The 22,674-nt window shown below is 27.2% G+C and carries 13 protein-coding genes and 1 tRNA gene; 4 read left to right on the forward strand and 10 right to left on the reverse strand.

Annotation, left to right across the window (positions count from 1 at the left end; translation table 11 throughout):
* Positions 1–364: 364 nt before the first annotated feature.
* From ERUM_RS02110 to ERUM_RS02150, 9 genes are all read right to left on the reverse strand, one after another.
* A complete protein-coding gene (locus ERUM_RS02110) occupies positions 365–874 on the reverse strand; it encodes a hypothetical protein (protein ID WP_231837245.1) in 510 nt (169 codons plus the stop codon).
* A 1,313-nt stretch (positions 875–2,187) separates the two neighbouring features.
* Entirely contained in the window at positions 2,188–3,465 is a 1,278-nt protein-coding gene (locus ERUM_RS02115; protein WP_011155069.1) for an adenosylmethionine--8-amino-7-oxononanoate transaminase, read from the reverse strand.
* A 1,707-nt stretch (positions 3,466–5,172) separates the two neighbouring features.
* A complete protein-coding gene (gene terL / locus ERUM_RS02120) occupies positions 5,173–6,588 on the reverse strand; it encodes a phage terminase large subunit (RefSeq protein WP_011155070.1) in 1,416 nt (471 codons plus the stop codon).
* Positions 6,589–7,323: 735 nt separating this feature from the next.
* Positions 7,324–7,704, reverse strand: coding sequence for a hypothetical protein (locus ERUM_RS02125; RefSeq protein WP_011155071.1), 381 nt, complete (start codon positions 7,702–7,704; stop codon positions 7,324–7,326).
* A gap of 144 nt (positions 7,705–7,848) precedes the next feature.
* The gene (locus tag ERUM_RS02130) at positions 7,849–8,418 is read right to left on the reverse strand and encodes a hypothetical protein (protein WP_011155072.1); all 570 of its coding nucleotides are present in this window, start codon (positions 8,416–8,418) and stop codon (positions 7,849–7,851) included.
* 57 nt (positions 8,419–8,475) lie between these two features.
* Positions 8,476–8,865, reverse strand: a complete 390-nt coding sequence (locus ERUM_RS02135; RefSeq protein WP_011155073.1) for a phage tail tube protein — start codon at positions 8,863–8,865, stop codon at positions 8,476–8,478.
* Positions 8,843–9,253 (reverse strand): hypothetical protein, encoded by a 411-nt coding sequence (locus ERUM_RS02140; RefSeq protein WP_011155074.1) that lies wholly within the window; start codon positions 9,251–9,253, stop codon positions 8,843–8,845. The genes ERUM_RS02135 and ERUM_RS02140 overlap by 23 nt, the downstream gene beginning before the upstream one ends.
* Entirely contained in the window at positions 9,250–9,804 is a 555-nt protein-coding gene (locus ERUM_RS02145; protein WP_231837246.1) for a head-tail connector protein, read from the reverse strand. The genes ERUM_RS02140 and ERUM_RS02145 overlap by 4 nt, the downstream gene beginning before the upstream one ends.
* Before the next feature lie 49 nt (positions 9,805–9,853).
* Positions 9,854–10,201: an ECH_0659 family protein gene (locus tag ERUM_RS02150; protein ID WP_011155076.1), complete on the reverse strand. Its 348-nt coding sequence runs from the start codon at positions 10,199–10,201 to the stop codon at positions 9,854–9,856.
* A gap of 226 nt (positions 10,202–10,427) precedes the next feature.
* On the opposite strand from ERUM_RS02150, the gene ERUM_RS02155 reads away from it, so the two are divergent.
* Both ERUM_RS02155 and ykgO read left to right on the forward strand, forming a co-directional pair.
* A tRNA-Ser gene (locus tag ERUM_RS02155) sits at positions 10,428–10,519 on the forward strand.
* Positions 10,520–10,563: 44 nt separating this feature from the next.
* Complete coding sequence (gene ykgO / locus ERUM_RS02160; protein WP_011155077.1) at positions 10,564–10,692, forward strand: type B 50S ribosomal protein L36; 129 nt, start codon at positions 10,564–10,566, stop codon at positions 10,690–10,692.
* 1,176 nt (positions 10,693–11,868) lie between these two features.
* Here the strand turns inward: ykgO and ERUM_RS02165 are convergent.
* The gene (locus ERUM_RS02165) at positions 11,869–12,759 is read right to left on the reverse strand and encodes an RNA polymerase factor sigma-32 (RefSeq protein WP_011155078.1); all 891 of its coding nucleotides are present in this window, start codon (positions 12,757–12,759) and stop codon (positions 11,869–11,871) included.
* Between the two features lie 118 nt (positions 12,760–12,877).
* On the opposite strand from ERUM_RS02165, the gene hpf reads away from it, so the two are divergent.
* The gene (gene hpf, locus ERUM_RS02170; protein WP_011155079.1) at positions 12,878–13,474 is read left to right on the forward strand and encodes a ribosome hibernation-promoting factor, HPF/YfiA family; all 597 of its coding nucleotides are present in this window, start codon (positions 12,878–12,880) and stop codon (positions 13,472–13,474) included.
* 176 nt (positions 13,475–13,650) lie between these two features.
* The gene (locus tag ERUM_RS02175) at positions 13,651–22,659 is read left to right on the forward strand and encodes an ankyrin repeat domain-containing protein (protein ID WP_011155080.1); all 9,009 of its coding nucleotides are present in this window, start codon (positions 13,651–13,653) and stop codon (positions 22,657–22,659) included.
* Positions 22,660–22,674: the final 15 nt, after the last annotated feature.

Consider the following 22,674-nt stretch of genomic DNA (forward strand, 5'->3'; position numbering starts at 1 on the left):
CAAAAACATATATATTAATTATGTTATAATTTATATTTTTATATGGGTATTTTGTATCTGATTACATATCTTATTTGTCAGTAGTACATTTCATAACATAATTTATTGCATTTATAATATATATTATATCAAGGGTATTCTATTGTATAATGTTATTAATTATTTCTTGAGTCATGGATATTTTTAATTGGCATTGCATGACTGTTATACATTAATACTTTATATATAGAATACCCCATATATCTAATTAAGATTCTGTAAAAAATGTATAGATATTATTGCAAGTATAATAATACAGAACATAATCAATAAATTTATAATTGATTATTAACTTATTGTATTTTATATACATTGTTATCATAAATTATTTTTGCTGATGATGGTATCCTTTAGGCGTTTTTTCACAGCTATTAATGGTTAAATCAGTTACAGTAGTACTGCCTTCTATTTTATTCTGAAGACTAGTCAGTTCTTTTTGAAGCTCCCTAACACGAAAACGTAACTCACAGTTTTGCTCTGTTTGATTTTTTATATCTTGAATTGCGCTAGAATATACCTGTTGATAGTATCTTACTTCATCTTCCAAATTATTAAAAGTACTAGATGACTGGACAGAATTATTTTTATCTGATGTCTGATTTGCATCATGTACTTTTTTTAAATGATTTAACTCTTGAAGTGTTGTTTTATACAAACCTTTGTAATAATTTATATAATCATTATTATAGTTAATTCTCTCTTGTGAATTTTTTAAAATTTTGTCACATTTTTTTTGTTCTTTAATTGCTAGGCAAAGAGATATTAATATCAATATAGCTAACAAAATAAAAAAAGCAACAATAGTATAAACAAATATGTTACAATACGTATCCATAAACACACCTTACTTAATAATATAGTATAAGTATAGTATATTACTTATTGATACAAAAAAACAAGTGTAATATCTAAGATATTAATACTAGTTATATGATATATAACTACTAAAAATAATTAATTTAGATATTTAACAAGCCATGGTTCTGTATGTTTTTTTTTTTTGATAATTTAGAATTTTATAAATAATTATGATTATCATGAGATTTTTTAATATATTAATATACTTATCTGTATAATTTGATGTCTTATATTTATGAGTAAGGGTAATTATTAATCGAGGGTTTGTATTCCTAAATATTGAGGTGCTATGTTTAAGTGGTTGTGTAATGTGTATTATGTTCAAAAGATTACTATTGTGCGGTTGGTGTTGAGACGTGAATATTTTTGAATACATCAGTGGTTAATGCTTTTTTATAGCTTTGTATTTTTGTAAATTAGGATTGTAGATATTATGTTTTGATATATGTAAAGAAGTACTTAATTTATACACATTATAGAATATTTTATAATGTAGTTGTTTTATATAATATATAAATATTTATTATGTGCTTTATTCTTTATAAAAATATATAGTACTAATAACACTTAATTGTATTATTGTGGAATATAAATATAATATTTGTATTGCCAATAGGGAATATCACATTATGGATGTATGATGAAATATTATATTAAGTCGTGTAGTTCACAATTTATTATATATGTCCAAGTGGTATCTAGATGAACATCTATTAATTGTTTAGAGTACTTCTTTTAATAGTAGTTATTATATTCATTATGTATTGACATATAGGAAAAGATATAGACAAAATATTTAATAATACGTGTATTTATATAGAAGATAAGATATATGTATTTAGTATGTTAAAAAGGTAAGTATATATGAATTTTTATAATGATGTATATTATTATGGTATCTTTAACTTTTTCTATCAGGTAGACAATAATAAATTATAAGCAGGTATTGTTAAATATAAAATAGATATTATTTACCTGTTATTAATCTTCACGATATCAATGTCAATTTTGTTAATATTTAATATATTAAGTTATTATCTAGTATTAATGAGTATAGATGAAAAATTCTGTGATTTTAAGATATAAAGTATAAATATAATATATATAGAAATATAAAAACTATTTATGTGATACTTAAAATAAGTTTTGTGATTATTTATTATGTTATGATAGTCATTGAATAATACGAAAATTGATGTCTTATTTAGTAACATGTATTTATATTTGTATAGTAAATAATCTTACATATGCTGCTGTAAGTTTATGTATAGTTAATTATTAATAATGTAATTATATATTGTGTTTTAGTATCAAATATATTGATTTTATTAATTGGGAAAGTTCATTAGTATTTATAATAAAAGGTGGCATGACATATATTACATTTCCTAATGGGCGTATCCATATATTTGATTCAATGCCTTTTTTAATAATATGGTTTTTATTAATTAAATTATTTTCTAATTCTATTATTCCGGTAGCACCTTTTACCCTGATATCAACAACATAATTTAGTTGCTTAAATATATTTAATTCTGAGTTTAACTGATTTTCAATTATAGCAACTTTTTGTATTACATCTCCCATATCGAAAAGATCAAGAGAAGCATTTGCTGCAGCACAAGCTAATGGATTTCCCATAAAAGTTGGACCATGCATAAAAGCATCGTTTATATTATCTGATAAAAATGCATTATAAACTTCTGGTACAGATAAAGTTGCTGATAAAGTACAAAACCCACCTGTTAAAGCTTTACCAATTACCATAATATCTGGGACTATCCCTACTTCATCACATGCAAACATTCTGCCAGTTCTAGTAAAACCTGTAGCAACTTCATCTGCAATAAATAATATGTTATTATCATGTGCTATATCATAGATTTCTTTCACAATACTTGGTTGATGAAGTAACATTCCACCTGCTGCCTGTAATATTGGTTCTAAAATTATAGCAGCAGTACTATCCTTAATAGAATGGACTATACTTCGAAAATTTTCTATTTCTTTTTTATTTTGTGGTAAGAGCACTCTAAATTGTGAAGGATGATATTTTTTAAACTTATTTCCATGAATATTTTCTGGATCAGATACTGACATACATCCCATAGTATCTCCGTGATATCCATGAATAAAGGAAATAAAGTGACATTTATTAGTATCACCCATATTAGAATAAAATTGTACTGCCATCTTCATTGCCACTTCAACAGCAGTTGATCCAGAATCTGAGAAAAATACTCTTTCCATTTTTTTCTGTGGAGACATATTTGCAAGACGTGATGCTAATGTGTAACTTTGCTCATGTGCTAATCCAGGAAACATAACGTGAGATAGTTGAGCAACTTGATCTTGTATTTTTTTTACTATATGAGGGTGTGAGTATCCATGACATACGCTCCACCAACTAGATATACCATCTAGTAATTTAGTATCATCTTCTAGTATTATATAACATCCACTGGCAGATTTGACTTTCAATGGCAAAGGTGTATTTTTCATTTGAGTATAAGGCATCCAAATATTTTTATAGCCTTTATCAAACCACAAGCAAGAGTGAGTATGCATTTTATAGTTACTTTTTTTGATAAAAAGTTTAATTATAAAGTATTGTATTGTAAGTGATAGAGAAAAAAAAAGATATTTCATATTAATCATATAATGATAAGAATGAAATATCTAACTTTTATAATAAGTATTTTGCTTATACAAAAGATTTTTTTTAGAACAACAGTACAAAAAATTTATAGAGAAAAAAATATTTAAGTCGCTTAATGTATTCTTTCTTATGACTGTAATGCTTAGCAATTGTAGAGAATCAATTAAAATATTTCACAATTTTACTATAAATAAATATTGTAATCATTAATAAAGATGTTTACTCGATTTAATAAAACAAGTAAAAAATAAGATTTATAAGAACAACATGACATAATTACTGATCTATTTCTAGTAAGTATATACTGTTAATAACTATTATAGTTATTTTAATATATGACAAAGAAATTATTAGTGTTTTTTCAGTATGGCATGTACAAATATAAGGTATAAGGGTAGAAAACATGACAATATTTCTGATAAATGTATATTTGGTAAATGTTAAATTATAAGATACCTTGTAGTTGTAGGAATATACTTTAACAATTGATACAAAAGTTTCTAAGTTTAATAATAAAACAAATAAAAAACGAAAATATGATATAATTACTGACTTATTTTCTAATAAGAGTGTATTAATAACTATTGTAGGTATTTTACAATGGCAAAAGCTACTAATATTGTTTACTACAATATGTAAGAACATAAAATTTAGAGATAAAAATATTTTTTAATGAATATATGTTAACAAATTTCACAATACTTAACTGAGTATACTAAAAAGATACTGTATTATAGAAATATAATAATCTTAGTATATACTGAAGTGTGTATGAATTTTATTTTACATTTGAAGATAGCTTTGCTTACATGTATTTAGTAATACTTGTGTAAGTTGAGTAAAGATATTTATTGTGTCATAGATTATCTATTTTTGATAATCAAATGGTATTTTGGTAATCTATAAATGTTTTTTTATTATAATAAATATGATATTTGATAAATGCAGTGTTTATTTGTGATGATTCAACAATATAGCATCATTAATAATAAGTAATTAGCATGTTACTAACTTGTGATAATTTATTGGGTATATTATTAGTAATATGTGGTTTTGTTGTTAAGTTTTTATAGAGAAATACATTTAACTTTCAAAGTATTAAAAAACTTCTTCTATGCTATTAGATTATAAAATATTTAGTTATTAATACATTGTAAGTATTAATATTACAATAATATTGTGTATTTAAGGTGATCATTGCATAGAACGAGAGATTAATGATATTATAATTTAATGTAGTACTGTGAAACATATGGTGTATATATATAAAGATGATGTGTTTAATATGATATTCTAACACTTGACTGTTATAAAGATGGGAAAGAATATAGTTATTTAGTAATTAAAATCAGGAATTCAGTAGTACAAAAAAAGGATTTAGAGGAAAAATTGTATGTATTTAGTGTAATGACTATTGTACTTACACTGTACTGATATTACTAAATATTACTAAAAATATTTTGAAATTATTTATCTATACCTTACCATAATATACGCTGCTAAAATATGTAGATAATTTTTATTGTTGAAATTCAATAACTTAAGGTATGAATTACAAGTATTGTCATATATATTATCTTTAAGATGCATTTGATATGATTTAAGTAAGTTATAATTTATAGCTCTTTTACGGAAATATTGTGTATAATGTTGTGATATATCCACTCAAAATATTGAGTCATACTATCTACTTGATCATCATTTTGTGTATTAGGAAATGATAGTATTTCTTCTTCGAAATCACTAAGCCATGGAGCATCATATGGTAAAAATACTTTTCTGGATTCAAGTATTGGAATAATTTTATAGAATCTAGTTAATTTGCTAGTTGTAGGGACAATTTCTATAATTGGTATTTTACTGATATTCTTTATTTCTTGAATTAGTTGTACTCCACTTCCTTTGTTTTCTATAAGTATAGCACTTGGTTTCCAACGACTTGCCAAATTTATTAATGCTTGTTTTAATGGTTGATACTCTAATTTTTCTTTATATATATCAAGTAAGAAAAAACAGTTATCACTATAAGACCATGTTGTGCATATACTATAATCACTATTATAATTTACAGAAGAAGCTGTATCCCAACTTTGGGTTATATTAGTGTTTTCATGATTGTATAATGTTTGATTATACCTTTGAAACCATATGTATTTAATGATACCACTTGATAAGTTAATAGGATTTTGTTGATATTGAGCTGCAAAAGCATATGATCCTAGCTCTGATTTTAGTTCATTAATATATTTTTTCCCATATTTCCAATATAAGAAATCACCTTCTTTTCTTATATGTAAAATATTTTTTACTTTTTTCTTGTATTTAAATTTCCATGGGTAAGCAATAGAATATATTATATGTTTTTTTTCTGCAATTGCTGGGAGAGATAATACATGCCATTTATTATGTAATTTTTTTGAGAGTAAATATCCAGTCAAATCTTCTGTATGTAATCTATGCATTACAACTACAACAACACTGTGTTTTCTATCATTTAATCTAGTCATGAGTGATTGTTCAAACCAATTACATACACGTTGTCTATATGTTTTACTTAAGGCTTGTAGAGGATTCATTGGATCATCTATAATTAAGAAGTCACCACCTTCTCCTGTTATACTTCCCCCAACTGATGTTGCAAATCGATATCCTCTCTGTAAAGTTTGAAATTTTTGTTTAGTATTTTGGTCTTTTGATAATATTACATGTGGAAATAGTTTTTTGTACCATTCTGATTGTAATATATATCGATTATCTAAAGATAATTTTTCACTTAAAATTTGAGAATAACTTGCAACTATAATTTTTGCTTGAGGATTTAATCCAAATATCCAAGATGGCCAGGCTATACTTACACATAGAGATTTTGCATATCTTGGAGGCATGTTAATTATTAATCGGTTAATTTTGCCATTTAATGCAGCTTCTAATCTATCTGCAATTACTTTAATGTGCCAGTTATTAATAATGTAGTTTGTAGATGAAGCTGTGTTAAAACATAATTTTAAAAAGCTAAGGAAATCATGAGGCATGGAATTATTGAAATATTAATATATTATTTATGGGATAATATGTTTGTCATATGTGAATTTTTATAATGTTTTAAGATATAAAGTTTTTACAATAGAAATAAATTAATAATTGTTGTTATATTAGATTACATGTTAGGTTACTAGATAAGATAATTAATATTATCAGCTGCAATGTTATGATAATATATGTAATTTAGTTAATACTATGTGGAGTTGTGATTTTATATCAAAACGTTATCAGGTTGAAAATTTTATTAAAATATTTGATAACCTTACTATTATAAGATAACTAAAACAGATATAGTATTTATCTAATATATTACTTACTAAATAATTAGAAAAATATATATAATAGACCTATAATTTATTTTGTATTATAGTACTGTGTTAAAAAAAATATAAATTATATAATTTGTAAAAATTATCATTATCTAAAAAATTTAGCAAAATTTGATATGAAAATGGCAATCTTATTTATTTAGTACTATAAATTCTAAATTGTATTTTAGTAAGGATTATCTAAATAAATTTTTAAAAATTATACTTAATTTATAAGAGTATGTATCTACTTTACATGTGGTATCAGTGTTAAATTTGGAATATTAATTACATTGTTATGATTTTTATGTTTTGTTTTTGTTAAGTGGTTTATTGTAACATTGTATATAATTAAATTAACATCTAACAGTAAAGATGGTACTGGTAGTATTAATGTTAATAAAAAATTCAATAATTTTAAAAAACATTTTTTTTTTGAGATTTATAATTAGATTTCTTTTTTGCTTGAGCTCCTCTTCCAAATTTTTTTGCACCTCTAATATTTGAAGTTATAGTTTGTCCAGCACGTTGTATAGGGTCCATTTCATGCGCAATGGTTGACATCAATAAAGTTTTAATTTCTAGTTTTATATCTTTTTTAAGTTTATTCACTGTTGGGTATTTTTTGTGTACTACATATGTTTTTCTATTGATATTTTTTGATATTTTTTTACTTTTATATAAGTTTTTTTTTAATTTTCTTAATTCTGTGTGTATATGTCTTAGTTTTTTTAGATCATAAGATCTATTAATAGAACTGTATATTGTTTTAATCTTTAATTTTGAGGAGAGCAGCATATGTATGTTATGCTAATGTATATAAGGTATTCATAATACTAATATATTAGTGTAAAACTTTTATTAATTTAGATAATAAGTATTTTCTTTAATAGAATTATTAAATATATTAATAATATAGAATAATGTTATTGAAGTGATAAATTATCTACTTCTGGTTTTTTGGCTATTGTTAGATAACATGTTAGATAAATATTGTGGTCTATATTCTGGTTCAGTATTTTTTTTATGCTCAGTACTATCGTGAGTTACTGCTATGCTCAATATTAATGTAATTTGGTTCACAATCATCTTTAGTAATGCTGTTAACATATTTGATGATTTATTTTCTTTTGTTGATCTCCCAAATTTTTTTGCATCTTTGTTATTTGATTTGACAGTTTCTCCTGCTCTTTGTACAGGGTCCATTCTATGAGCAATTATTGATTTTAGCATGTTAAGTTGTAACTTTATGTTATTTTTAATTTTATTTATATCATCTTCATGATGGGGATCATCTATTTGTTGATCTAGTTTTTTTGCACTATGATTAGTAACATCATTGGTATGTGTATTTGTTTTTTCATGTTTTACATCAGAAAGATTTTTTAATAATGATTTGTCTCGTGTTATTTTAACTAATGTAGAAATTTCTTTTTGTATTTTACAAAGCTTTTGATAATCATTGCAGTTGTCTATCATTTTATATATTAATTTCTCTTGTTCGTGTATCATAATAATTAAAATCTATAAAACTAACTTAAAAATATTTAAAATAGTAAATGATTTATATTAATAATTATTAAAAAACACTTTTTCAGAACTTACTAATGTTGTACTAAAATTGTCGAAATTATTCGGTTCATAATACCTTTCATATGTTTCAACAATGCATTTTGTGGATATTATTTCTTTTTCATTAATAATTATTTTAAACTCTGCAATTTCATTATTAAAAGAATACAATTGTAGTAGTTTATCTGCTGGTGAATAATCTATAATTCCTGAAATTCTAAAGATAATATATTTATTTCCTGAATTATATAAAACATTTTTCCATCCTGATAATGAAATGTTTTTTGTATATTCATTTTTATTATGTAAGCTCATTTTTAGATTTTTTATATTATTTAGAGAGATGAAATGATTATTAGAATCTTTAATTTGTAATAGTATTGACATGTATTTTTCTTGCTAGAATGGTGAAAATTAAAAGTGCATGAATGGATTCTTTATGTTCGGTTATAGTGGAGCTATATTCTGGTATAATTTTATATTCGAATGTAGGTAAATTAATTTGATGATTTAGTAATATGTGACTAACAAGATTTGATATTTTATATAATATATTAATGTGGTTACTATAAACATTGCATAGTATCTGTGCCTTAAATATATTATTATCGAATGTGCTTAGTGTTTTAAAATTACTGATATGTACATTTAAATACGGTAATGATACGTTGTTAGGTGTAATGTCAAATATATTAGTTACAATTTTATTAAGTTCTCTATGTGATTTTAATGATTTTAGAACAGAAGTGTAAATGTTTTGTACTAAATCTATCATAAAACTAACTTTAATTCACGGAAAGGGGAGTATATATCTTTGATGAATGTTAAAAGGTTAGTATTTTCTGATTCTCTATTTTTATATGCTACAGCTACATGATGTAATATGCCATGTTTAATTTGTGCAGGTATTAATGAAGTATCTGTATATCCTGCTTCGTAGAGAATTTCTATTCTATTAACATTATTTTGAGTATGCAATAGAATGTGAGATTGTACTATATCTACATGATAGTATCTTTCATCTATTAATTCTTCAATGTCGTTGATATGTATTATCTTGACGTAGTTGACTTTTATTATCGGATTGAATGGTAATTGTATTTTTCTAGGAATGTATCCACTACAGGAAATCTGCCATAGTTGTTTCGTTAACGATTTTTCAATGTACCATTGTGCATATTCAGATGCTATAGAAATTAGATTATTAATTAATTCATCATCTGTATTATTATTTACACGCAAAAATGATTTTACTTCTAATAAAGTTATAGGCAAAGATATAGGATTAGATTTACGTGTAATGCACAACATAGAACTTTCTAGCATATAAAACTCCATTGTTATGATTTGTGTGTTTTTTTAATGGTTAATCTGATTAGAAAATAATGCTTTCTATTATACTTGAGGAAATTTTATTAAATATTTTAATAATTATATCTTTATCATTGTTATTTAGTGTTTGTAAATTATTAGAACTGAGCAATTGATTTATAAGATATTTGTTAAGTTCTTGAAAATTATGTGAGTATATTTTTTTTATTAAAGATACTAATTCTTTTTCTAAAGTGTGTTGAAAATTAGTTAAAAAGCTGGATGTGATATCTTCCATTTTATTTTCAAATTTTGTTTGATATTTTGTGATAATATCATCAAGTGCTCGGCTAAATTCATCTAGGTTTTGTTGTTCTATAAAATCTGGTTTGTTATTAAAAGTATTTGTCATATCGATAAGTGATAAGTGGTGTTTGGTACATTATATATTTCCGATTTAGTATTAAGGAAGCAGTTTATTATTACTGATGTTTATTTATTTTTTTTTTAATTCGAAGATTTATTAAGGATGTTACACAATATCACTAGAATTTTGTTGAAATTTGTTCAACAGATTTTATAATAAACTCTGTGTTTAAAATTTATTATTATATGTTTTAGTCCGTAATGCATTATGTGGAGAGATGGCCGAGAGGCTGAAGGCGACGGTTTGCTAAACCGTTATACGACTTAAATCGTATCGGGGGTTCGAATCCCTCTCTCTCCGCCATGTTTTCAGTTATTATTAAAATATATTTGGTTGATAGGAAAGAAATGAAAGTTATTGGGTCGTTGAAATCTGCAAAAATAAGAGATAAAGATTGTAGAGTTGTACGTAGGAAAGGGCGTATTTATGTTATCAATAAAAAAAATCCTAGATTTAAAGCTAGGCAAGGATACTAATATTACATAAAGCCAATTTATGGTAATAGTCGTTTAATATAGGTTTTGTTTACATTTTGTAAGTTACATTTGTTACTGGAATTGTATATTTAAGTACCTAAAATTGTAGAAGTTGTTCTATAGGATACTATAGGGTTGGTTAATAAAAATATTACATAGCTCAAAATATGTTTTTATTGTTTGTTACTGCTTGTAGGGTATTGTATACAAGTTGTAGTTTTATTATTATACTTATTTATATGTATTTAAATAAGTTTTTTTGATCATAGAAGCATAGATTTATTAAAATAATGATCATCATTTGGTAATATATTAACTAAAGATTGCACAGTGGAAATAAAATTTTCTAAATCTCATTTTATCTAATAATTTAAACATGCCATTTGGTATTCCAATACGATTATTATCTGCCTAATAAAATAGGCGTCTTCTATTTTTATTTGAAAATCGTAAGCTCATATTAATACAATTATTAATAAAAATGAGATAATTCTATCTAAACTGAATGTCAGTATTTGGTATTATATAGGTATTATCGGATTTATCTTATGTTGGTATATTTATTGATTATATTTGTGCCTATGACTAATAGATATATTTATGGTTTTTAAATCTAGAAATGTTTAGTATTGTTCTTAACTTACTTATTTCTGTTTATATAAAGTTAGTATTAGAAGATGTATTTAAATAGAGCAAATACAATTTTTGAGCATTACTCTAACGTATTTTAAATTGATTGTGGTTTATTATGTTACTGATTTTGACTGAATTGTATGAGTTATATTATTGAAGCTTGTAAGGTAAATGTAGTTTATGAACGAATTTTTATACTATTTTGTTAAATTGAAGTTTTATAGTTATTGTATTTTTTATATCTCTATGGACTAAGAGGTAATCTATTACATATGATTTTATAAGACCTTAGTATAAGATACTTTAATGAAGATATGTAAAATAATAAAAAAAGTTTTTGTTTTGATATAAGAAATAAATTTTAATTATATCAAGGTAGTAAACAACTTCTTTATCAACTCATAAATTAGCAATTATTCAAAACATTATTTATATTACTTAAATAATGTTTTATTAAATTATGATAATATAGTACAAGAAATCTAAATAAAAGTACCTAATAATATGTTCTTGATACAATAAGTGAGATAAAAATGAATTTTTTTATATATTATGATGAAATCCAAATTCTTTTCTTTTAGATATAACAAAGTTTTTTACTTTTAAGAAAGCATGTGTTTCTATTTGTCTAATACGTTCTTTTGAGATATTATACTTTTTACTTAGTATTTCTAGAGTATCTGGTTCTTCTATTAGTTTTCTTCTAATAAATATATCACGGTGTCTTTCGTTTAAAGTTGCTAATGCTTGCGTAATTAAAGATTTCTTAATATCCGTTTCTTCATTTAATAAGTATGCATCTTCTTGATTAGGATCTTCGCATTTTATCATATCTTGTAGCTGCACACCATTCTGGCTTCCATTAGAGAATACTACATCATTTAGTGATTTATCTCTATAGGTAAAATACTTATTCATTTGTTCAACTTCTTGTTCAGAGGTTGAACATTCATTTGCTATCATTTTAATATCTTCTTTTGTGATATTGTTATGGTACTTAAGGAGCTTTTTTTTAATTTTTCTTAAACTAAAGAATAACTTTCTTTGTGCTTGTGTTGTTCCAATTTTTATGCATGACCATGACTTTAGTATATAATCTTTTATTGAAGCTTTAATCCACCATATTGCGTATGTAGAGAGTCTAAAACCTAAATTAGGATTAAATTTTTTAACAGCTTGCATTAACCCTATATTTCCTTCCATGATTAGTTCTATAAGTGGTAGCCCATAGTTTTTAAAACTTAAGGCAACTTTTACTACTAATCTTAAATGGCTAGTAACTAATTTATGGGCATCAGCAATAACACCGTGCTCATACCAATTTTTTGCTAATTTTTCTTCTTCTTCTAAGGACAGAACCTGAAACGATTGTACTTCATTAATATAAGACATTAAGTTGTCTTGAGTTAGAGATAATATAGAACTTGTTAACATAATGAAAAATATAACCCTGTATAGCACTATAATTATTACCACTAATATAAATGATGTATAGTAAATTTTCAAGGTTTTGATATATTAATTTAATGTATAATTTTTTAAGATACTCATTATGAATATAGTTATTACAACAAGAGGTTTTGATATTACTGATAATATTAGATCTTATATAGAAAAAGGTATTGATGATCACATAGCAAAATTCTTTTGTGATGATTCAACAGTTACTGTGAAAATGATTTTATCTAAAGATGCAAATTTATTTAACGCTAATATTGCTGTTAGTGATGTTAAAGGAGAATTCATTAGAATTTCCAAAACTGCAGATACAGCATATCATGCAATAGATAATGTAATTAGCTATTTATCTAATAGGTTAAAACAACATAAAAGTGAAAAAATTAATAAATATCGTCATAATAAGCATTCTATCAAATCGCAAATGAAATGTTTTGGATATGTGTTAAACAAGGATGAAATAGAAAAATATGATATAGACAATGATACTCATAATCATACAGGATTAGTTATAGAAGAAGATGTAATTATAAAAACTATGACTATTGGTGATGCAATTATGGAAATGGAATTATTATCTTTACCTGCTCTTTTGTTCATTAATGTAAAGAATAATAGAGTTAATATGATTTATACTAGGAATGATGGTAGTATAATATGGGTAGATCCACTAAATGTGTCATCTATGTAATAAATGCTTTTTTTATTTATGTTTGTGTGGGTAATTATGCATATCTTAATATCACATATAGAATATTATAGTTGTAAAAAATTAATATATTAATTAATATTATAATAATTTATTTAATTTAGTATAGTAAGCAATAATAAAAATAAATATTTAATAATAAATCTAGGTTAATAGCAATGGCAATACAAGATCTACATGATGCTATAAAGGCAGGAGATGCAGTTAAGGTAAAAGAGTTTTTTAAATCATCGAATAAAAAGGAAATATCTAAAGCAGTATGTTCTGAATTAGCAAATGGGTCTGGTATACTGCAGTTCATAATTGGTGAACATCAAAAAACTCCTAAACAGGAGTTTATTGAAATTTTTTATGAGGTCTTAAAACATTGTGATCATGACTTAATAAATAGGAAAGATAGAAATGGAGATAGTCCAGTACTGATGGCTGCAAGTACTGACTCCTTACTATTGGAGGCTTTATTAAAAAGTGCATTTAAGGAAAAAGTTGATTGGAATGTTTGTGACCATCATGGTAATGGTGTATTGCATCATGCTATAAATTCTGGAAATATTGAATGTATAAAAGCACTCCTTAATAGCAAAAATGCACTTGCTCACCTATCTCAGGTAAATAATAATAATGATAATGTATTACATGCTATTGTTAGTAAATGTATAGAATCAGGATCTCATATAAGCACATATGATGAAGTATTACATAAAATTTCAGACTTAGCAAATGAACATGAAGGATCAGTATTAGGTGATCAAATTGCTCTTTCTAGGTTATTTAATGCAAAAAATAAGAATGGTTATACAGCAGCTCACCTATTAGTAAAGAATCCTACAGCATTTATCAAAGAAGGTGTAGATAATGATGATCTTATTCGCAATTTTGATATTGGAGCAACTGATTCACAAGGTAATAGTGTACTTGATTTGGCAGTACAAAATAATACTGCTGAGTGCATTTTTAAGATGGCTTTGAATCATGAAGGTACGGATTATCACAAAGCAATACAAAAAACCTTAATTAGATATATAGGGATTAAAAAAGGTGAAATAATGCCTTTTGCTTATGATAGAAAGCTATATGATAAAGCATATTCTATAATGTATTCTATTAATCGTAAAGATCCAGAAATATTATCAGCTATAGTTAACAGATGTAAAAAGCTTAGTACTAAAACAGCTGTTGAGGGATTTATTGATTATGTATATATTGACCTCAATATTCCTAGTACTATCGAAGACTTGTTATCTTGTATGCTAAAATCTGGGAATATGTATGCTCTTAGACACTTTATTGATCTGTATTATAAAGAAAACCAGCTTAGTACTAAACATTATCAGAAAGAACTTTCTCAAATACAAGATGAAGAAATGTTAAGAGCAGTTGTTGGTATAGATTATAATAGTATTATTAAGGATTTTTCTGATAAATGTTTATCACCTGGAATAATAAATGCATTATTCAATACGGATGAACTTGGTGTTAGTATAAAGTTAATAAATAGATTAGCTAACTCTTCAGAGTTGCGTAAAAGTTTTATTGAAAATGCATCAGGCGAGCAACTTGCTGCTTGTATGTCAAAATTAGATGCTGGCCGTCCATTTAGAAAAAATTTATGTGCTGCAATAAGAAATGAAGCATCAAAGCAAGAAATTACATCTGCTATGGATAATATTTGTAGTGATATACTAGAAAAAGCATTTAGTTTTGCTGAAAAAGGTGATTTACAAGCTCTTAATTCGTTTCTTGATTCTTATCCTAGTTTTATATATCGAGAGCAAGGTGGTAAAAGTTTACTAGAAGTTGCATCAGATAATGGGCATGTAGATATAGTACAATCTTTAATCTCGTTACACAATAAAAACATAAAACAAGCAGCTAGTAACTTATCTAAGAATCCTAATTTAATGGATGCTATATCTCTTTCTTTTCGTCAAATATCAAAAATTAATTCTGAGAATGTTTTAAAAGTTATTGTTGAAAATCAGGATGTTATTACTCCTAGTATAGAATCTGATATATTAAAAAATGCGAAGCACTGTGATAATAGAAATATTATATCATATTTAAATTCTGATAGATCTATAGCACCAAGAAGTGTTGTAGATAGTGATGCTGGTACTTCTTCAGCTATGTTAGTACAAGATAATATGAATAGATATGGTTCTTTATCAGAATATGTTGATGCAATACGTAGTAAGGATCTTGATAGGTTCAAGAAAGAAGTTTTAGATAAATTAAGTAAAAATGTAAAAGAATATATTACAAGAAGTCATGGTAATAAAGGACATACAATATTTTCGTTAGTTGCTATGTTTGGAAGTACTGAACAATGGGAAGCATTAGATTCTTCCTATAGATCTATTCCATTAACAAAGAAAACTAAGTCTCTTTTTCCAGGTGATCCATTAAATAATAATAGATTATCTACCATATGTAGTCCAGTTCAATGTGCTGTTCTTGCTGGTAATGTGCCAATGCTGGATTTCTTTTTAAAAAATATTAAAGACAGTGAATTGTCAGCAGTGTATGGTGACCATGGTAATAATTTAATTCACACTTTAGTATCATGTGGTAAAATTGATACAGTTCGTCAAATTATTGGTAATGAGAGATTTTCGAGAAAAGAAGTGATAAAGGCGCTTCTTCAACCTAATAAAGATGGAATAACTCCTTTTACTATGGCCTTTAGTGAAGGATATGGTCAATTGTGTAGGGAAATTCTTACATTTATCAAGGCATCACAAAATATTACTCAATTGAAAACAATCCTTTTGGATGAGAATTTACTTAAGGAAGTTATTAAAGATGGTAATGTTAATTTATTTCAGGACCTGTTAGATATTCAAAATCATGTTAATAAGTCAAAATCTAAGACTAGAATACAGATACTCAATCATCAAATTGATGGTAGAAATAACTTATTATCTTATGTATGTAAAAAGTCTAATGTAGAGTTTCTAGAATTATTACTTAAATGTTGTGAGTTTCAAGAATTATTTGGTGCATTGGAAGATGTAATTCGAGAACAACGTAACATTAAACCTGAGATATTGGAAAAGTTAATATCTCATTTAGTACGATGTTCTTCTGAAGAGCAAGTAGCTAGTAAGATTGTTCCGATTGCCATAAAACATGATGTTCCTGAAGTATTAAGGCACGTAATAAATGCAGTGGATATAAATGATCCTAAATTCAATATTTATGATCTTATTACACAAAATAAAGTCAACATGTTACGTTATGTGTTGACTGCGAAACCTAATAGTCTTGAGACTCCTTCTGGTAAAGAAGGTATGAGCAATTTTGCAGTTGCTATGTGTTCTCCTAATATGTTGAAGGTATGTCATGAGTATTTGACATCACATCCTAATATCGTATTGGAAAGTAATTCATTGATTTATGCAGCAATATTGTCAAACAATGTTGAATTAGTAAGTAAATTGTTACAAAAAGATTCATCTTTATTAACTAAGGGATGTGATAATTCATCAGCATTATCTAAGCAAATTCTTTCTGAATTAAAAAGTCGATATAAATGTAACTTTCAATCTGGAGAATTATTACATGATTTTGCAGAGAGAGTAGGTAGTATTACTCCTGAAATGAGAGAATATTTGAAAGATGCTTTCTTAAAAAAATGTCAAGAAAGTATTATTGCAAAAGTAGAATTGCCAATTACCAATAGTTTAATAAAAGCAATTGCAACATCTAACGATCCTGAAAAATATCCTCAATTGTGTCAGTACATTACTGATAATATTAAAGTTAGTGATTTTTTACGTGAGAGTAATCGTACTGGTAGTAATGTCTTTCATTTAGTAAATGATAACAATATTAAGTTTTTATGTGGAATAGCTAATGAGTGTGATGTTTGTATTAGGGATACTAAAGATTTAAAAATTAAAAGTATTTTCAAGGATATGATGAATAAAGTTAGGAGTTCAGACGGCTTATCTTTCTTTCATATTCTTGCAGCTAATGGTCGCTATGATGATTATGCAAAGCTTAGATCATCTGTTGGAAAGGTTGATTCATTAACATCAGATGGCGCAAATGTAATGCATCTTTGTGCTAAAAGTGGAATGAAAGATAAGTCAGGTGGTTTTGAATTTGAAAATTTGATAAGCAATAACGGTAAGTTAAGTGGGTCTGTTGATAGGCAAGGAAGAGGATTATTAGCTTATGCTGCTAGTGGATCAGATAAAGATTTGGCTAATGAAGCTGTTAAAAGGATTATAGAAATACCACATTTAGATTCTAACCTTAGTCATAAGCTATTGAAGTCTACGCAACGTAGTTATATTGAAAAATGCTTAAAGGCTGCTTTTAATAGTGGAAATATTGAAGCATACGGAATGATTGATTCAGCATTTGGTGAAAGTAGATCTGTTCCTATGGATAAAATGCATCAAGAGCTATTAACTGAAATCGGCAAAGATAGTGATCCTACTAAAGCAGCAAAATTACTATCTGATGAATATGATACATATGCAAAGTCTAAAAAGTCATTAACTGAAGGGCTAAGTCAGTCATCACATGATGAAGATGGTCAGGTACAAGAAGTATTCGTTAGTTTAGATAAAAAAGCATTATTACAATCTTATTACAAATTGCTTAATATATTAAATAGTAGGGCATCATATGATGAATGTCTATCAGAAATAAATCGAGCTTATGGTCAAGCATTACAAATTAGAATTTCTGGAAATGATTCTATTGCTGAAAGAGCTATTTTTTCTGGTAATGTTGATTTTGTAAAAGCTTTAGCATTAAGTTCTAAGGAATTGAATCCTAATGTTACTGATCATAATGGTAATACTTTACTAAGTAATTTGATAATTGCTTGTGATCAACATCCACAACTTATTCCTCATATTAATACAATATGTTCTAACTTGGTATACAAGCATAATTTTTCTGTTAACCATAAGAATAGCCAAGGTGAAACGCCAGTTAGTTTATTGCAAGTGTTGAAGGAAAAATTAGAACAAGATCCTATTAAAAATAAGTTTGGTTTAGGGGTTATTGAGAGACTTGAAGAGTTTTTTAACAGAATGCATCATGTAGAACTTGATCAATTAAAAGAACATAATAGTGCATGTAGTGTATATGATAATACTGGTTCATATAAAGCATTTAGTTCAGTACTTGAGAGACATAAATTATTATCAAAACAGTTTAATAAGGTATTATATGATGCATGTACTGATCTTTTAAGTAATGATGCTGTAAAACACCCAAGTGCAGCTGACCGTTATGCTAATAGGTTAAAAAGGTTATTATCAGATAGTGTCATTAGGAAAACGTTAACTAATACAGATAGTAAAGGTGATAATATATTACAGGTAATATTTAAAGGTATTGCTGCTGGAACAATCAAAAGTGATGATGTTGGACTAACACAACTTATTAATATGATTGTATCTAATATTACAGAAAACAGAGAATATAGCACATTACATGATCTGTTATTTAATAATAGGAATTCAGAAGGTGAAAGTGCTATTGAAACCTTGGCAAGGATCCCTAATGCTTATCCTATATTTAAAAGATTAGAAGAATTATTAGATAAAGGAATCATATCCAATAATACTGATTTGAATACTGTATTAGTAAATGCTGCAGGATCTGGTAATGTTCAGTTATACAATCATATTTGTACTAAATATGCAGTTGATGGATTGTATAATATTGATATACATGGCAATTCATCTTTACATAAAGCTGTTATTAGTGGTTCTCTAGATATGGTGAAAAGAGTACTAGAAACCGGTACTGATATTAACAGGAAAAATGCTAATGGTAATACTCCTTTACATGTTTTATTACTCCATATTTCTAATGCTCCAAGTAATATGGTTAAGAGTGAACATCTTGAACTTGTAAAATTATTAGTATCTCGTGGTGCATCACTTAGTGAACGGAATAAATTTGGAGATTCTCCAAGTAGTATTGCTCCATATATTGTAAATAGAGCAAAATCAAAAAGTGAATTACCAGAAAATGCAAATAATGTTATAGACCTCATTAGGGAAGGTAGAAAAGATCATATAGCTATAAATAGTGAGTGTAATACAGAATTAAAGTCTTATATAAAATTAGGTAAAGATTCTCAAGGAGTAGAAATTGGTATAGTGGGTGCTGTAATATCTGCTAAAATTGATAATGGAAAAATACACTCTAGTGCATTATTAAATAGTGATTTCTGTAAAAAGCATTCTTTATCAACAGTACAATTCAACTTATCTGACACAGATAAAGGATATGTACAAAAAGTTGGTGAAAAAAGAAATTATGTTGTAAATGAGGGTTCTATAAAACTTAAACTATCGTGGAAACCTGTAGGTAAAAATAGTAAAGAACAAAAAGTTAGTGTTATTATAAATGCTGATGGAACCATATCAGTGGAACCTAATGATATAGAAAGGTGTGGAGAGAATGGTCAAAACCTTAATTTTAATAATTGTAAGGTTTATATAGGTAGCTTGTGTTTAAAAGATGCTTTAGCAAGTGGTAAATGGAGAAATCAAAAGTCTGTTTCAGAAAGTCAAGAACGTACTTCACAAGACAAACATTTAAGTTCTGATAGATCTCTTGATGATGGTATGAGTTCTGAAATTGCAGAACCTAGCAGTACTAATCCAGAAATCACTCCTCAAGCATTAGGTGGTTTTGGTACAACAGATCCAACTAAACAAGCCGATATAGGTAGTGTTACTCCTACAGCACCATCAGATGATTTGCTTAGTGATAGTCATCAAACCATTCCAAAGCAATACTCTGCTAGTTCACAAATCGTTCCTCCATTAAGTGGTTTTGGTATAACAGATCCAACTAAACAAGCTGATAGAGCTAGTGTTACTCCTACAGCACCATCAGATGATTTGCTTAATGATAGTCATCAAACCACTCCAAAGCAATACTCTGCTAGTTCACAAATCGTTCCTCCATTAAGTGGTTTTGGTATAACAGATCCAACTAAACAAGCTGGTAGAGCTAGTGTTACTCCTAGAACATTATCAGATGATTTGTTTAGTGATAGTCGTCGAACTATTGAAAGGCAATTTCCATCTAATTTCCCAGTATTACCAGATAGTTTATTTGGTAGCGATGATCAAACTACTCTAAGGCAATTATTTGATATTGATGATCAAACTACTCCAAAGCAATTATTTGATATTAATGATCAAACTACTCCAAAGCAATTTGCATCTGTTGATAGTTTTTTAAGCCAAGATAGTTTAAAAGTAAGTGAAGTGCAGGATAAATCTACTGATTTTCCTGTAACAAGACCTGTAGCAGAACTAGGGGCAAGAAGTAAAATTCCTTTATTAGGTAATTTACCTAAAGAATTAAAAAATCCGTTAGTAGAATCAGTACCAATGAGTAAACAAAAGTCTGTGAGAGCAGAAGTACATAGTGATCCACTTATAGGTGAAAGTGATACAGAAGAACTTCAAGAGTTTAGTTATAGTACACGTGATGATCAATTTATGTCAGGTGCTACAGGTGGTTTAGCTAATGAAGATATATTACAACGAGTTATGGGAAGTTTACTTAGTCCTGAAGTAGCTAATAAATTAGAAGAAACTAATCATGGTATATATAGAAGAGTAATAGATGAACAATTAACTAAAACAGGAGCTAGTGGAACTACATTACAAGTTACACAAGATGGTGAACATTTAGGTTTAGCAGAAGAACAAACATCTAAAGAAAAATCTGTTCAGGCAGCAAGTAGTGGAGCTGCATCACAAGTTACACAAGATGGTGAACATCGAGGTTTAGAAGAAGGACAAACAGCTCAAGAAAAATCTGTTCAAGCAGCAAGTAGTGGAGCTGCATCACAAGTTACACAAGATGGTGAACATTTAGGTTTAGAAGAAGAACAAACATCTAAAGAAAAATCTGTTCAAGCAGCAAGTAGTGGAGCTGCATCACAAGATACAGGAGATGATGAACATCGAGGTTTAGAAGAAGGACAAACAGCTCAAGAAAAATTTGTTCAAGCAGCAACTAGTGCAGCTGCATCACAAGTTACACAAGATGGTGAACATCGAGGTTTAGAAGAAGGACAAATGGCTCAAGAAAAATCTATTCAAGCAGCAAGTAGTGGAGCTGCATCACAAGATACAGGAGATGATGAACATCGAGGTTTAGAAGAAGGACAAATGGCTCAAGAAAAATTTGTTCAAGCAGCAACTAGTGCAGCTGCATCACAAGTTACACAAGATGGTGAACATCGAGGTTTAGAAGAAGGACAAATGGCTCAAGAAAAATCTATTCAAGCAGCAACTAGTGCAGCTGCATCACAAGATACAGGAGATGATGAACATCGAGGTTTAGAAAAAGAACAAACAGCTCAAGAAAAATCTATTCAAGCAGCAACTAGTGCAGCTGCATCACAAGATACAGGAGATGATGAACATCGAGGTTTAGAAAAAGAACAAACAGCTCAAGAAAAATCTGTTCAAGCAGCAAGTAGTGGAGCTGCATCACAAACTACAGAACATGGTAAACATTCTGATGTAGGTGATAAAGATGGTGTTAAAGGAAAAGTAATGCGTTATCGTTCTTCTAGTACATCAGCCTTAGATGAAAATATTCGTTTTGATTCTGAAATGTTACGAAGACATAGAGAACGTTTAAAAAGTACAGGTTCATCTGGTATATTAGATGAAGTACCAGGACAGATGAAGCATGTTGAACCTCAAGTAGATCAATCTGGGAAAAATATTATCCTCATGTCTGGTTTAAGGCCAGTAGTTATACAAGATGCAAGATCTCGCAGTTCTAGTGAAGTATCTTCTGATGATATTAGAAAACCAAGATCTCAGAGTGTTGATAATATTTCTGATATTGTTAAAGAAGATCATGATCCAACATGCAGGAAAAGTACTGGTGATATTAGGGATGCTATATTAGGAATGTCTAGATCTGTATATGGATCAGAAAGTTATAAGAAACATATGAATGATGCTATGAATTTAGCTCAACAAAGTTCACAAAAAGGTAAGCAGACTGATGCTACATCTTTTGCAAACGAAGTATCTAAAATTGCTGAAGATTTACAAGGTGTTTCAATGTGTGAAACAGATGAAAAAAATGTGCCATTATCACATACTCCTAGTAGTGGTAAATCAAAAACAGGAGCTTCTAAGTCTATGTAGATATATTTATAAAAA

The sequence above is a fragment of the Ehrlichia ruminantium str. Welgevonden genome (assembly GCF_000026005.1).
Classification (GTDB): Bacteria; Pseudomonadota; Alphaproteobacteria; order Rickettsiales; family Anaplasmataceae; genus Ehrlichia; species Ehrlichia ruminantium.

Bases quoted from the DNA above. Each gene is read 5' to 3' on its own strand.
- ERUM_RS02110 (WP_231837245.1), bottom strand. From the start codon at position 874: ATGGATACGTATTGTAACATATTTGTTTATACTATTGTTGCTTTTTTT.
- ERUM_RS02115 (WP_011155069.1), bottom strand. From the start codon at position 3,465: ATGCATACTCACTCTTGCTTGTGGTTTGATAAAGGCTATAAAAATATT.
- terL (WP_011155070.1), bottom strand. From the start codon at position 6,588: ATGCCTCATGATTTCCTTAGCTTTTTAAAATTATGTTTTAACACAGCT.
- ERUM_RS02125 (WP_011155071.1), bottom strand. From the start codon at position 7,704: ATGCTGCTCTCCTCAAAATTAAAGATTAAAACAATATACAGTTCTATT.
- ERUM_RS02130 (WP_011155072.1), bottom strand. From the start codon at position 8,418: ATGATACACGAACAAGAGAAATTAATATATAAAATGATAGACAACTGC.
- ERUM_RS02135 (WP_011155073.1), bottom strand. From the start codon at position 8,865: ATGTCAATACTATTACAAATTAAAGATTCTAATAATCATTTCATCTCT.
- ERUM_RS02140 (WP_011155074.1), bottom strand. From the start codon at position 9,253: ATGATAGATTTAGTACAAAACATTTACACTTCTGTTCTAAAATCATTA.
- ERUM_RS02145 (WP_231837246.1), bottom strand. From the start codon at position 9,804: ATGCTAGAAAGTTCTATGTTGTGCATTACACGTAAATCTAATCCTATA.
- ERUM_RS02150 (WP_011155076.1), bottom strand. From the start codon at position 10,201: ATGACAAATACTTTTAATAACAAACCAGATTTTATAGAACAACAAAAC.
- ykgO (WP_011155077.1), top strand. From the start codon at position 10,564: ATGAAAGTTATTGGGTCGTTGAAATCTGCAAAAATAAGAGATAAAGAT.
- ERUM_RS02165 (WP_011155078.1), bottom strand. From the start codon at position 12,759: ATGTTAACAAGTTCTATATTATCTCTAACTCAAGACAACTTAATGTCT.
- hpf (WP_011155079.1), top strand. From the start codon at position 12,878: ATGAATATAGTTATTACAACAAGAGGTTTTGATATTACTGATAATATT.
- ERUM_RS02175 (WP_011155080.1), top strand. From the start codon at position 13,651: ATGGCAATACAAGATCTACATGATGCTATAAAGGCAGGAGATGCAGTT.